This window comes from Variovorax sp. OV084 (assembly GCF_900111625.1).
Classification (GTDB): domain Bacteria; phylum Pseudomonadota; class Gammaproteobacteria; order Burkholderiales; family Burkholderiaceae_C; genus Variovorax.
Map to the genome: position 1 here is coordinate 17,058 of NZ_FOII01000029.1, position 14,896 is coordinate 31,953.

Sequence of the window (14,896 nt, forward strand, 5' to 3'; positions counted from 1 at the left end):
GACAGCAGCATAGGCCACCGTGGCAAACATCCTGCCACGTGGAAGCAACACTTTATGTTACAACGTCTTACTCTCACCTGCTGCTGATCGCTGGCCTCCATTGGAAACGCCTGTCCTCGACTCTTTGCATGCACGTGCTCGGCGCATCGCTGCTGAGGGTCGAATTGTTTCCGTCGACGTTGAAGCCCATCCTGAAAAAGGCGACCAGATCTTTGCTGTCGGCGCCGTTCGATCCGACAGCGCAGATACCTACCGCAGCACCTGTTCCCCTGCAAAGGCTGCTTCGGTAGCGGCATCCTTCAACAGCTTTGCCCGAGACGGCCAGATTCTTCTGGGCCATAACATCAGGCGCCACGACATACCTCTGATGCGCGCCCAGCTGCCGCAGCTGGAATGTCTGCGCTGGCCCGTGCTAGACACGCTGGAGCTGTCCGCCCTCGCCTTCCCTAGCAACCCCTATCACCGGCTGGTGAAGGGCTACAAGCTGCTCTCAGACGAACGCAACAACCCTACCAAGGACGCCCGGATCGCGCTCAACGTGTTCGAAGAAGCCGTCGAAGCGCTGCTGGAGACGAACGAGCAGGAGCCTTGGTGGCTGGCATTGCTGCACTTTCTACTTCGCAACGACGAGAGCATGGCGACGCTGCTGGCTCAGGTGCGTGAGGAGACCGCTCCCGCAGGCGAGACGATCGGGCCGATCGTTGCCAGCCGTTTTGCGGATCGCTGCTGTGCCACCCGTTTGCATGCGCTGGTCGCCGACATCGCGACTTCCTTCGACGGCCACGACCCTTGGTCGATCGCATTTGCCTTGGGGTGGATCCGCGTAGCGGGAGGAAATTCCATCCTCCCCCACTGGGTCTTCCATGAACTGCCCGCCGTCAGGCAGTTGATCGCAGAGCTTCGGGAGATCGACTGCGGCCAGACCAATTGCCCATACTGCCGCCAGAACCACAACCCTGAAGCGCTGCTGTCCTCGTTGTTCGGCAAGCCAAGCTTCCGATCTCACCCGACAACCGCCGATGGCTCATCGCTGCAACGCGCGATCGTCAGTGCCGGACTGGCACGCCAGAGCCTGTTGGCCGTGCTGCCCACCGGCGGCGGCAAATCCATTTGCTACCAGCTCCCTGCCCTAGTCCACTATCGCCGCTCAGGCCGGCTGACCGTCGTCATATCTCCGCTGCAGTCGCTGATGCGAGACCAGGTGGACAACTTGATGAAAGCCGATGTCCAGTGCGCGGCAACCGTCAACGGGATGCTCACTCCACTGGAACGGCGAGATGTGCTGGACCGCATCCGCCTGGGCGACATCGGCATCGTGCTCGTCTCACCCGAGCAGTTCAGAAGCAAGACTTTCGTCGATGCCATCCGCATGCGGGAGATCGCGGCCTGGGTTTTCGACGAAGCCCACTGTCTCTCCAAATGGGGGCACGACTTCCGCACGGACTATCTGTACGTCTCGCGCTTCATCCGGGAGCAGTTTCCCAGGCAGGCACCGATCGCCTGCTTTACCGCCACCGCCAAGCCGGATGTCATCGACGACCTGTGCGACCACTTCCAGGAAAGCCTTCAGATCAAACTGGAGACATTCCTCGGCGGCCACGAGCGCACGAACCTGTCCTATGCCGTCGTGACCACCTCGGGCGGCGAGAAGCCGCAGCGCATCGTGGAGCTGCTGCGCGATGGCCTGCGACAAGAAGATGCCGCCGTGGTCTTCTGCGCCACACGCAAGAGCGCTGAGACCATCGCCCAGATCGTCGCGCAACAAGGCATCGCATGCGGCTGCTATCACGGAGGGCTCACCGCTGATCTTCGCAAAGAGACCCAACGCCGTTTCCTGGACGGCGAGCTGCAGGTGATCGCCGCTACCAATGCGTTCGGCATGGGCGTGGACAAGCCCAACGTTCGGCTGGTGATCCATGCCGAAATTCCCGGCTCACTGGAGAACTACCTCCAAGAGGCCGGGCGTGCCGGGCGCGATGGCGACGAAGCCAAATGTGTCCTACTGTTCGACCCCAAGGACGTGGAGACTCAGTTCCGCCTGTCCTCCACCTCGCAGCTTTCGCAGCGAGATTTTGTCGGACTGCTCCGGGCCTTGCGCGTCCAGGCCAAGAAGCTGGGAAAAGACGAGATCGTCATCTCGGCGAAAGAGCTGCTCGCGCAAAGCGTCGGAACCGGCATAGAGATCGACGCCCCCGACGCCTCCACCAAGGTCACCACGGCACTGTCGTGGCTTGAGCGCCATGGTTTCTTGAAGCGCAATGAGAACGCCACCAAGGTCTTCCCTGCCAGTCTTCGGGTAACCTCGCTGCAGGAAGCCAAGGACCGCATCGACAAGGCGGATTTTTCCGCCAGCGTTCAGCAGAAATTCCTCGCTGTCGCCACAGCCCTGTTCCGCTCAGACACGCCCGAGGGACTGAGCACCGACGAGCTCATGCTCGACGCGGGCATCCGACCGGAGGAATGTTTCCGCATCGTTCACCAGTTGGCCAAGCTGGGCATCCTGGTAAATGACCTCGGACTGACGGTGCGCCTGATGCGTGGCGTGAGGGGCGCGTCCGCATCCCGCCTCGAATATCTGAGCGCCATGGAGAAGGAGCTCATCGAGCTCATGGCTGAGAACGCCCCCGACGCGGATCAAGACGAGGCGCAACAACACCTGAATCTCCGAGCGGTCTGCACGGAACTGCGCGATCGTCTGAAACTCGACGACGAAAAGGGGCAGCTCGATCCCACTCAGGTCCGGGCCTGTTTGCGATCCATGGCCGACGGCTTCGGCTCTGGTAACGACAAGCGCAGCATGATCCAGCTGCAGTCGCTGGGCGATGACACCCTGCGCGTCACCTTGCGTCGGCCTTGGTCCCAGATTCGCAGGATCTGTGAACTGCGCCGTGCCGTCGCTCAAGTCACGCTCTCGCGGCTCCTTGCAGAGGTGCCGGACGGCGTCAAAGGCGCATGCCTGGTGGAGTGCAAGGCCCAAGCACTGATCGACGCGCTCAGTGGCGATTTGGTTCTGAAGATCCAGCTACGCGAGCCCGACGTGGCGCTGGAGAATGCGCTGCTCTACCTTCACCAGACGCGTGTGCTCGAACTGGACAAAGGCAGGTCGGTCTTCCGCTCCGCCATGACCATCCAGATGGACGAGGACACCGCCAGGCGGTTCAACCAAGCATCGTTTGCACCCCTGGAAGAGTTCTACAAGGAACGGACGCTGCAGACGCACGTCATGCACGAGTACGCCAAGCTGGGCGCGGAAGATCCAGCGAAAGCGCTTGCACTGGTCAAAGCCTACTTCACACTGCCCCACAAGCAGTTCATCAAGGAATTCTTCCGCGGACGAACGGACCTCCTGGAGCGAAAGACCACCGACGAGTCCTACCAGCGCATTGTTGATGACCTGCAGCACCCCGTACAGCAAGCCCTGGTCACGCAGCCCCGGACAGGCAATCACCTCGTCTTGGCTGGCCCAGGGTCCGGCAAGACACGGGTGATCGTCCACCGGATCGCCTACCTGCTGCGCGTACTGCGCGTGAATTCGGGACGCATCATCGCACTGGCCTACAACCGGGGGGCGGCCATCCAGCTGCGCCGCCGACTGATGGCGATCGCCGGAGATGATGCGCGCGGCGTGCTGGTCATGACTTACCACGCGATGGCGCTGCGCCTGACCGGAACCAGCCTCGCCGGGGCGGAGCGCACCTCAAGCAGTGTCGACTTCAAGAAGATGCTCCAGGACGCCATCGACCTGCTCGAAGGCAAGAGTTCGGCCCTGATCGATGCAGACGAGGTCCGCGATCGCCTGCTCCAGGGCTACGAATACATCTTCGTCGACGAGTACCAGGACATCGACGAACAGCAGTACGCGCTGGTCAGCGCCCTTGCCGGCCGCCGGCGATCAGACGCCGACACCAAGCTGAGCATCATGGCCGTCGGTGATGACGACCAGAACATCTACTCCTTCAAGGGCGCGAACATCGAGTTCATCCGGCGCTTCCGGGCCGACTATGAAGGGGAGCTCACCTACCTGGTCGAGAACTTCCGCTCCACCCAGAACATCATCTCGGCCGCCAACCATGTGATCCAGCGCGGCGCCAATCGCATGAAGGTCGATCACCCCATCCGGATCGACGCCCGGCGCAAGGACGATCCGCCGGGCGGACGCTGGGCCGCGATCGACCAGGAAAGCCGCGGCGCGGTACGGTTGACCACCAGTCCGGCAGACCCGAACCTTCAGGTCCAACTGGTCCACGCGGAGATCGAGCGCATACGGCGCCTCGATCCGATGGTCAAGCTCTCGGAGATCGCGGTGCTCTGCCGCACACACGCCCCGCTGGAAAAGATGAGGGTTATTTGCGATGCCGAAGGCCTGCCCTGCGAGATCACCGGCCCGGAAGCGGCCAAGGGACAGATCGCGCTGATGCGCACGCGCGAAGGCTGGGCCTTGGCCCAGGCACTGAGGCGGCGACAGCTGCGCATGGTGCGACTCGGCGCGCTGCGCAGAGCCCTGAGCTATCTGCAACGCGCCCAGCCCAGAAACGCGGCGTTGCTGGATCTTCTCGATATCGTCGATGACGTCGCCGCCACGCTGCAGGCAGACATCGTTCCAGCAGCCGAAGCGCTCGACCTGTTCTACGAAGCTGCCGGCGAAATGCGACGGGATGGCCGCGCAAGCGCCATCAAGCTCATGACTGCACATGGCGCCAAGGGCCTGGAGTTCGACCACATCATCGTGATGGACTGCGCCGACTGGCGTTGGGATGAAGAAGATGAGCGGCGACTTCTCTACGTGGCCATGACCCGCGCCCGTCAATCGTTGACCCTGATGCACGCAGAGGGTGGACGCAACCCCTATCTCGTGGACCTTGGGACCGTCAACGGCGTGCACAACCAATTGCCCAGGGCCCGCCCACAACATCGGGCTGATCTGGAACGCCGCCACGTCATGCTCGGCCCCGCCAGCATGGACATTGGATTTGCAGGACGGGCTCCGTCCGCCAAGCCAGTTCATCGCGCAATTGCTGCTTTACGGCCCGGAGATGTCGTCGAGATCAAAGGGCGGTTCGTTCACTCGGTATCTGGACAGATCGTTGGTCGGCTGGCCGCAAGCGTAGATTCGGCCCCCCTCCAACAAGGAGTCGCATCCGTGGTTGCAGTCATGGTGCGAACCCGGTCTCAGACACCCGTGGAGTACTGGCCGGCGCTGCAGGTCGATCACTGGGAAACGCCGCTTGCGGAAGTCCGGATCACGGATCCACTCGCGACGCCGGTTGCTGACGACTTGACGACGCCCTGTGGCCGAGAGCGGGAGGCGCCCTGAATTTAGACCGTCAGTTTAGACATTGAACCAGAGAATCCATGGCAATCAAAACCAGCTGGGTATTACCACCGCACACCATCGGCGGCCTAGACCACATCGGCACGCAAGGCCCCTGCATCCTGATCTACTCGCAACTGCTCCCCGGCATTACAAACGTCACGGACAGAGCCCGGTATTACAGCTTTTATCCATGGCTGATCCGATCCTACGCGGAGCGTGACAGCGACCGCAAGAACTTCGACGCGTTCCTGGAGGCGTACCGAAAGGCCGACTGCCTGTTCACAATGATTGCCGAGCGTCATGCGCAGGTCATGGGTGACGACGCAGCACGCCACGGGCCTGCAATGGTGGGGCGAGAAAAGCTCAACATTGCCGTCAGGCTGATCGGCGAAGGAAAGTCGGTCCGCCTCTCGACCTACGCGACCCGAGAGGAATCGGGCGAGCGCTACTTCGCCAACAAGCTTGGCGGACTCGGCCAGTACTATGCGGGAACACTGACCCAACTCGACATCTTGGCCGCAGTCGAAAAGCCTTGGCTAAGCTACACGCATGAGCGCGGCGAGCCGATCGCACAGGCGTTCGACAGGAGCGTCGACGGCCGTTCGTTCTGGCAAGCCGTGGATGCGGATACCGTTTCGGCGCAGACGCTAGATGCGCTTCGAGACTTCTGCCCTTGTTGTCTGCCCAGCCGGCACAGCGAACGTGATGCCCTGCTCGACATCCTCTTCGACCGGAAGTCAGAGTTCGAGGCAGAAGGAATCCAGCGGCGCAAGAGCCTGGCGCTGCTGCTGCACCTGGCCGGGGCCTTGCAGGCGGCAGAACTCACGGCTGTCGACGAACCCACCTTCCGCGCAGCTGTCTACACGGAAACGCTCGCAGGCGGCACGGCATGGTGCCCGCCGGCCCACTTGGCCCACACCCGGTCGGCCTGGGCTTACTACGTCCGGAATGACCTGATGTCCGTCGCGATGCAGAAGGCGTTCGCCATCGCGCTCACTACGCTGGCGACGCAACCCGCTCCGCCGGCCTCCATCGAAGAGTTCAGCCAGTCTCTGGCGAGCCGTCCGGAACTGGTCAAGGCACTGGACAAGCTGAAGGCGAAGACCTTTGGCGCGCTGTGCAGGTCTTTGGAAAGCGGCGCACCGGCCCTCGGCGAGTTCATGGCCGATGGGCACGAACTGGCCTGGGCTGCGGCCCGCGTTTCCGGGGAACGCCAGCGACTGGACCTGGAACCTGCCTTTCTGGCGTCCGTCGTGACCGTGCTGGCGCTTCTTCGGATGCGAGAAGACCAGGGTGCCCCCGCCTATGGCAATCTGGCTCTGGATCTGACACAGCTCCAGGACTCCCCGATCAATTTGACATCGTTTCGGGAGCGCTGCGTGAAATGGAACGACATGGCGCTTTCGGCCGTCGTCGTGGACCTGATCGGCTGGATCCTGCAGACCCATCTTCGCGTCGCCCTGCGCAAGCTGCGGCAAAGTTCGACCGCCACCTTCCGAATCCACCCTACCGAGCGGGGAATCGAGCCTCACGGTGAAGTGCCCATACCGGCGAAAACCAATCCCCGTATCCGGCAAGCGATCAAGATGCTGTGGGATCTCGGCGCCCTGGCCCGTGAACCTGATGGCAGTGGAGACCTGCGAGCTACTGCGCTTGGCATTCAACTCTTCGAAGCCGCCCATGCCTGAGACCAACGACGACATCTCGCTACTGGCCGCCCTCAAGGGTGCGAAATTCGAGGCGTCTCTGGTGACGACCTTCAATGCAACGCTCCCGTTTTATGAGGAAGTTTTGCTTAGACGCCTGCAGGCAGCTGAATCGCGGCATAACGTTGTACTGATGGACGCCGTCCAGTGCGCGCGTTCGTGGGCCACGCCGTCCTTGAGGCCGCGCCTGGCCGGTGCGGCGTATGCGCTCATCCCCATGGCCGCGCCGGGAGCGTTCCACCCAAAGATCTGCCTGCTTGCGAGCAAGAAGCGTTGTGTCTTGTTCATTGGCAGCCACAACCTCACGCTTTCCGGCTTCGGCTTCAATCACGAAGTCACGACGCACATCGACGTGCGTCCGGATAGCGACCCTGCTCACAAGCTGGTGCTGAGTCACATCTGGAGCCTGATTCAGGAATGGCTTCGAACTCAGGAGGGGATGCTGGCGCCATCCGTACTAGAGGCCGCGCACAGGATCGGCGAACATATTCCGCAGGCCGATGGCGCCCAATCGAAACTTTCCGACATCCGTCTGCTCGGGCAGTCCAACAGCGGGCCGTCGTTGTTTGAACAGCTCGACCGCGCAATATCGGCGGCGCCCAAGCGCGTGGTGCTTACCGGCGCATTCTTCGATACCCAACACGCCTTTCTGAAAGCGCTGGAAGCCCGTTGGCCGGGCGCCTCGATCAAGGTGATCATTGACCCCAAGACCGTTCAGCTCGGCGGCCGCCCCACAGGGCTTCGCTCGCAATTCGTTGATGCGCGAAAGCTCTGGGTGCAGAAGGCGGAGCGCTATCTCCACGCCAAGGCGCTTCTTCTCGACTTCGGCGACTCGCAGATGCTCGTTGCGGGCAGCGCGAACCCGAGCCGGCCGGCCTGGCTGGGAGGCTCGCGCGTCAACTTCGAGGCCATGCTCGTCCGGCCGAACATTGAAGTGGCAAGCTCCAGCTTCGCCAACGATCTTGCTCAGGGCTTTACAGCCCGCGCAATGGACAGTGCCGACCTGCGCGCGATACTGATCTCACGTCAGGACGACGAGAACGACGCCGACGCACCGGCCGCTCCGGTGCGGATCGTCGCTCTTGCCCCGGGGACTTCGGCAGTCCTGATCCCGGCGCGCGACGCTGTGGGATTCGCGGAGTTCGTCATGCACTTGCACGATGGCTCCCAAACTGCACCTGCGGGCCTTCGACATTCCGAGGATGGGGGCGCGGTCGTCGAGCTGGGCGACAGGGCGGCTGAGGTGCGATGGCTGGAGTTGAGCAGCCTCGGTGGCAAGCTCCTTCGCGTCATCGTCCACCACGATGCAGCTCTGGGCGGTGGCGTGGTGCGCTCGCACAGAGCTGCACTCCAGGATGCGCTGGCCAGTTTGGACTTCAGCGGTGCCAACATCGAATCGCTCATCCAGCAGATCGAAGCGGCCATCTTCGATGATCCGGAACAAGTGGTGTCGCCGCCGGCAACCTCCGCACGGCCTGGCGCGGACGGACAAGCTCACATTGCTTCTGCACGTCCGGAATCTCTCGCCGTCCACATCGGCGAAGGTGCAAGCGGAAGGAAGATCCAGAAGAAGCGCCTTTTGCAAGCGGGAAGTCTGCTCGACGTGCTCGATGCCCTCCTCTACCGACTCGGGCAGGGACTGCCGAGATCGGCCGGGTCCGCCTCCGGGATCCCATCGGTCTCGGAAGAGGAACTCGTAGGAAATGAAAATGAGGAGGCTAGCCCAGAGCCTCCAGCCGCGCTGCACCAGCAAGCCGTCGACGCTGTGAGAAAACGGCTCAAACAGGTCGTCCGTCGCATGATCAAACGGCTCAAAGCGGCGCAAAGCGAGGCCAACGCTGACGCGCGTGCAGCCAAGACACGAACCGGCGTCGTCCAGCTCGTCGCGGTGCTGTCACTGGTCAGGGAGTTCAGGCGCATTCGGCACCTGCCCCAATGGCGGCGGATGGGAGGGTTCATCGACGCCGAAACCCGTCAAGAGCTCTTGTCGCAATCAATGATGATCCTTTTCGGGCGGGCGCAAGGCATCGCGCGCGACATCCACGCCAAGGACGGCGAGCCCGGTGAAGTCGTGGAACTCGGTCAGATGCGGGCCCTGCTGGCGTGGCTCGCCTGGGACATCGGTCACAGCCTCCTGAAACGCATCGAGCCTATGACGCCGAAAGCAACAAAGGACTCTTTGGTTGCCACGTATGCATATCTTTACGAGCTGCTCCCGGCGATCGTCGTGAAGGACGAGGACACAGCGCTACTTGCATCCAGCGTGCGAATGACCAATATGCCGACCCCTGACGAAAGCGCCCATGGAGAAAGCTGGCTCGCGCATCACCTCACGACCGGTCTGGAAGTCGCCACGGCCCCCGCGACGGCCTACCTGGATCGAGAAGGTATCAAGGCTGGCGATCTGATGCATATTCCTCATTCCAACCCACCGCAGTTCAGCGTCGTAATTGATGCGACCGCAGAGGAGATTTGCCTGAGCGAACTGGACACCAAGCGAAGGTTTACACGCTTCGCTTGGTGTCCAGCGAGGCCTACCTGCTGATTTCCATGTGAACCTGATGCATCGGATTACAGACCGGCGGAATTCAACAGCAGAGGGGTAGCAATGGATCTGCGTAGATTCAACGGCGTATTTCGCCGCTCTTGGGGTGAACTCAAGGTGATTTCAGCGTTTTGTAATCAGGATGGCGTACTTCTGGCCGCAGCCCCCCGGATTCCTCACTATCAACGGCACGGCGGGAGAGGCGGGTTCGGCGCTCTCACTGCGCCCACTCAAAGCAGCCATTCGAATTCTAGGGATGTCCTTCCGTGGCGGCCATCAAGATACTAAGCAATTGACGGTGTGGCGGAGCGTGATCGGGACCATCTACTATTCCGCAGGGTATTCCATCGAATCAGCCGTGGGACACAGGATCTGCTTCCTTAGCTACAACAGTGTCATAGAGCCCGTAATGCGTCAAACCTTGATGGCTCTCAATTCCGGTGTATCGCAGCGATGCATCCTCATATCGTCTAAAGGCGAAAACGGCCTGGTTCATTTGCTCGGTGTTGAACACTTTAAGCTGGACCAGCAAGTGAAAATCCTGCACCGTCAGACCGGTAACTGTGAGGAAAAGATCTGATTCCAACTTGGTGATTACGTCCCGCAGCGTGTTCTCTCGGAAGTCTGTGAGGTACATGAATGCGGGAATGCGTGTTGCAAACTTGATCAGCTTCTCCTGAATCAGCTTACGCTTGGATTTGTATTCCTTCTCAGCGTCTGAAAGCTGCTTTTTCTCCTTGGCCGACAAGTTCTTTTCCTTGGCCTTGTTCTTGAGGTCTTTAACTTTCTCACTCTTGTTGATGATGGTCTCTATGAAGTTGTCGCCAAGCGCTCGCCAGCCCTCGATCCGCTCTACTGCAGCCAAGGCCTCAGGGCTTTCCAGAATGCGTTGCAGAGTGCCGTTGTCCACGTTCACCAATAGGGCGCTCTCCCACTTGCGCGCTAATAGCGTTGCCGAAGTACCAGCCATCGCGATGTCCAAAATACCACCCGCGTCGATTTGCGTCATATTCGCGCCGTCATAGGCAAGCACGGGCAAGAAGGCCACCAAGTCCTTGACTGCGACTTCTGGGTCGAGCTCATTAGGTGATAGACCAATGCCGTATTCGCAAAGCTGCCGCAGCGCCCGCGTAGGTGCAAAGTCGAACACAAAGCACACAGGCTTGAGGATTTCCTCCTCATTCGGGTTGTCGCCGTTGGGGTTCTTGATTGACCACGGCGACTGCACACGAAATGCAGCTTGGAAGTACGTTTCCGGCGACTTCAGATTGCGCAGCATCAGGATCGACGACCACTGCGCCACCGTGACGCCGGTCGTCAACTTGCCGCACGACAAGGTAATAGTCTGGCTCTCAAAGCCACTGCCAATGGACTTGCGCACAGGCGGCAGCGCCGCAAGGCCCAGGCCGGCAGAGCTTCCGGCTGCAACGATGACTTTGTAGCCGTGCCAAAAAGTGTTCTGCTTCTCAGTCAACAAATTTGCCATCGCTTGGCAGGCGGCCACACTGGGCATAAACCAGAACGAGTGTTGCAGATATGGCAACAGGCGCACATCCGAATATGGAAAAGGCGGCCGTGTGCCAGCCTTCAACAATTCGGCTGACTGCGCTGTGTGCCCTCCACGAACGATATCTAACCATTTCTGAACGTCGCTCTTGTGCTTGAACTCCGCGCCGACGCCATTTCCAGCGGCTTCAAAGAACGCGTTGAGGTCAAACTCATCGAACTCGCCACCGCTGGCCACAGCCAGCAGTTCATCGGGCATCTGATAGGTCAGCAGCCGCATCTGAGGCAATGCGCCGTAGGGATTGCGCTGATCAGGGTGCTCAGCCGCGAACGCAGCCTTGGCCCGCTGCTCATCGGTGTAGGTCCAGTTGAAGATCTGTTCTTCGATGAACTCACCCGTCGCCAAAGCCTTAAACGGGGTGCCTGAAAGGTACAGATAGGCCCGAGTAGTAATGGGCAGAAACTCGGTCTCCTTGACGGCCAGCACGACCAAGTCTTCGTTGACTCCGTCCAATTCGCCGGCGTATTCGAGCTTGGTCTCTTGTTTGGCTACCGTATCATCTTCGCCCTCGAACAGCTCCTTAGCGGTGTCGCGCCAAGCGCCAAAGTGATATTCGTCGAACACCACCAAATCCCAGTTCACCGTGTGCAGCCAGGCGTTTCGGGGCTTGATGTTACCAATGGCATCTCGGCCGAGCAGGTCTTGAAATGATCCGAAGTAGACAACTGGCTTGTCCTTGTCGATCTGCGTAGGGTCATTGCCCGAGGAGCGCGACAGGTACTGCCAGCCATCGAAGTCAACATGACTCTCTAGGTCGGTCTGCCAGGCATCTTCAACCGCCGGTTTGAACGTCAGTACTAGCACCCGTTTGGCCTGGAGTTTCTTGGCTAGTTGGTAGGCGGTGAAGGTCTTGCCAAACCGCATCTTGGCATTCCACAAGAAGCGCGGAGCGGCGTTGGCATCTTCGGCCCAGATCGACTGGTAATAATCGAACGACTTGCTCACAGCATCGGCCTGTTCGGCTCGCATGCCAAAGGTCTCATGGCGCATCCCGCTGAAACGCTGGCCCGTGCGCAGCTCGGCGAGTACGGCTTTCACATTTTCGGCCGTGCACCGCATCCATTCCAGTTCAGGATTGTCCAGCCCCTTTTTTACCAGAGCTGCACGCACATCGTGGTCGGAGAAGATCGAACCATCGTCCCGCTCGGCCAGCTCGTCCAGTACGATGGTGTAGTTCTTGATAGCCGCTGTCTTCAACTGCTCCGCGACCCGAAAGGCGACATTGCGCGTAGTCTGGCCCACTTTGAGCAGACCCTGGTGCGCGGCATCTGCAATGGAGTACGCATAGATGCGGGGACGGGCAACCGGCTTGAGGACGAGGATGTCCTCGACTGTCGGCTTAGTCATCTTCAGCTTCATCAATCGCGGCATCACCCAGAAGATCAATTGTCAGATCCATTGGGCGAACGACTTTTTCTATGAATTCGATCTCGCTGTCCGTGATTCCGTACTTCGCATAAAGATCTGCGTCGGTCCAAGGTCGACTCCAGTCTTGTTTTGGGACAAAGGTGTAGACCTTGCGCGTAGTATCCTGCGATGGCTTATGCAGCAGGACTAGCAGCCGCGTCAGCCGACAGGTCAAATAAGAAAGCGCATTCTCAGCTTCGATCTTCGAGCCAAATGGGCCAATGCAAAGGTACGTTTCCGAGCACACGCTACCCGGTGCACCGATAAACGGCGTACTAAGAATACGGTGCGGGTAGGTGTCGCGGTTTCCGGTTCCCGGTGCTGCTCGTCCTACGTAAATTTTCCACACATCGATCAGTTCGATTCCCGTAGCTACCTCTTCCCGAGCGACGTAGGCTACCCCCCCATTTTGGTAGATCATCACATCCCCTTCACGCATAACGTTGCGGCCACGAAAGAATGTTCTAAAGCCGAACGGTCGAAGGGAGCTAACGAGCTGGTCGAATCGTAAGCCGCTATCCGGTACCAGCGCTTGTAAATCCGCGCTCTCCAACCTCATCACCTTTTTGAGAATCGACAGCCCCTCGTTGAATCGAATGAAAACATCTGCCCCTTTTTCAGTTAGCGCGCGAGTCGCCGTAGATATCGGCCAGTCCTTGAAATGCGTACTCACCTGACAAAGGCCACGATGGTCTCGATTCCAAAGGAAATAGCAGACGCCCCCTTTGAGGCCAACACCGGGAAAGACGTCGGAAGCGCTAAGGTAGTCTGTAATTGAGCGCAAGCGGTCGTCCGAAAGCATCGCCTCTCTAAACTCATCCAGTCCCTTACCTCCTGCAAACCAGCGGGCAGGAATGATCATGGAGAGATAACGCGGTTCCAGCTTTTTTGCCTGTTCCACGAACAATTGATAGATGGGCGCCGCGCTTGTCCCATACCCACCGTCTGTCAGCTGGTACGGCGGGTTGCCGATGATTACGTCGAACTGCATATCGTCTCCAAACAACTCTGCTATGCGAGTTTTGATCTCGTCTGTGTGAATAAATGCGTAGGCGTGGCTTTCCAGACCTGCACCTCGGTCGAGCGTTGCCCGACTGGCAGCGCAAAACGTGCACTTGTCTTGCACCCAGGTGTGCTCCGTGCGCTCAAACCAGATGTTTCCAGCCTGGGTGATAAACCGCTTGGCTACCGAATGCGGCCCGTTGGCCTGCTTGGAGCAGTACAGACTGCGGCGTGCCAAAAGGCTGGTCAGGCGAGTGATCCCGATCCCGAATACTTGTTCTGTCAGGACGTGGTCGACGCGCTCTTGCAGGTCTGGGATTTCTTCAGCCAGGCCTTGGACGAGGCGATTGGTGATTTCGCGAAGAAATACGCCCGACTTTGTGAATGGGTCGAGAAACCTGACAGAACCATCTTTCCATATGTTGGCTCCGCCATGGTCATTTGCCCACGCTTGGGCCAGTGTGTCGAGCATCCGGTTGGCAAGTCCCGGCGGAGTAAAGACTTCATCGTTCGACAAGTTGGCAATACAGGTCAGGACATCAGGATTGCGCCCACGAATGGTGAAACTAGCTTGCTCGCTCAAGCGGCCTCCGGTGGTTGTCTGCCGCTGCCGTCAGCCGCAAGTTCCCGCACCGTCATGGGCGGGTAGGTCTTGATGGGCGTGAAGATCTCATGCTTGCCAAACAGCGAGCCTTCGGCTGTGAAATTAGACGACCCGGTGAGGACATCCAGACGGAAGTCGCGCCGTTGGTATTTCCCCTTGCCCAAGTAACCCCATTCAGCAAAAGCGATGGGCTGGCCATAGCGCGACCGCATGGTCAGCGCATCGCCATGAAGGATGTTTGCAGTCAGCACATACGAAGCCGCGTGATACAGGTCATCTGATTCACCTACATTCGTGTAATCGGCAAAGATGTCCAGGGCATTCGCTCGGCACTCCGCTACATTGTCGGCCAGTAGCTCGATCCCGTAGATGCACATCAGCCCGAGCAGCGCGTAGTGGCGCCGCTCGAATTCAGACCGGCCATATTTCCACTCCACGGCCGCTAGCTTGCGTCGCAAGATATGACGGATGAAGTTGCCACTGCCGCACGCGGGCTCCAAGAAGCGAGCGTCGATCCTTTCGGTTTCTTCGCTCACGAGGTCGAGCATGGCGTCAACCATCCATGGAGGCGTAAAGACTTCGCCATGGTCAGCAACACGTTGTTTAGATTTGACGAGGCTCATTGTTTCAGTGCTAGCCAAAGGGGAGCGAAGTCAGACGAAAAACTGGCAGTGGAGCCGAATTGACAGCCGATAGACGGCGGCGTCGGACCCATGGCCGCGTACAGCACAAGGTAGTCGCCGTGCAGGTA

6 protein-coding genes are annotated in these 14,896 nt (G+C 59.7%); 3 read left to right on the forward strand and 3 right to left on the reverse strand.

Features of this window, described 5'->3' with window-relative positions:
* Nucleotides 1-19 precede the first annotated feature (19 nt).
* From BMW87_RS32610 to BMW87_RS32620, 3 genes are read left to right on the forward strand one after another with little or no spacing between them, the layout of a single operon-like run.
* The gene (locus BMW87_RS32610; protein ID WP_256217008.1) at nt 20-5,314 is read left to right on the forward strand and encodes a RecQ family ATP-dependent DNA helicase; all 5,295 of its coding nucleotides are present in this window, start codon (nt 20-22) and stop codon (nt 5,312-5,314) included.
* 38 nt (nt 5,315-5,352) lie between these two features.
* Entirely contained in the window at nt 5,353-7,002 is a 1,650-nt protein-coding gene (locus BMW87_RS32615; RefSeq protein WP_093082314.1) for a hypothetical protein, read from the forward strand.
* The gene (locus tag BMW87_RS32620; RefSeq protein ID WP_093082316.1) at nt 6,995-9,565 is read left to right on the forward strand and encodes a phospholipase D-like domain-containing protein; all 2,571 of its coding nucleotides are present in this window, start codon (nt 6,995-6,997) and stop codon (nt 9,563-9,565) included. Before BMW87_RS32615 ends, BMW87_RS32620 begins: the two co-directional genes overlap by 8 nt.
* A 352-nt stretch (nt 9,566-9,917) precedes the next feature.
* Here BMW87_RS32620 and BMW87_RS32625 read toward each other — a convergent pair whose 3' ends face one another.
* Genes BMW87_RS32625 through BMW87_RS32635 form a run of 3 tightly spaced genes read right to left on the reverse strand, consistent with a single transcriptional unit; the run spans nt 9,918 to nt 14,768 of the window.
* Nucleotides 9,918-12,518, reverse strand: coding sequence for a DEAD/DEAH box helicase family protein (locus BMW87_RS32625; protein ID WP_256217009.1), 2,601 nt, complete (start codon nt 12,516-12,518; stop codon nt 9,918-9,920).
* On the reverse strand, nt 12,472-14,124 hold the full coding sequence (locus BMW87_RS32630) for an Eco57I restriction-modification methylase domain-containing protein (protein ID WP_093082321.1): 1,653 nt from the start codon (nt 14,122-14,124) through the stop codon (nt 12,472-12,474). Before BMW87_RS32630 ends, BMW87_RS32625 begins: the two co-directional genes overlap by 47 nt.
* Nucleotides 14,121-14,768 (reverse strand): DNA methyltransferase family protein, encoded by a 648-nt coding sequence (locus BMW87_RS32635; RefSeq protein ID WP_093082324.1) that lies wholly within the window; start codon nt 14,766-14,768, stop codon nt 14,121-14,123. The genes BMW87_RS32630 and BMW87_RS32635 overlap by 4 nt, the downstream gene beginning before the upstream one ends.
* Nucleotides 14,769-14,896: the final 128 nt, after the last annotated feature.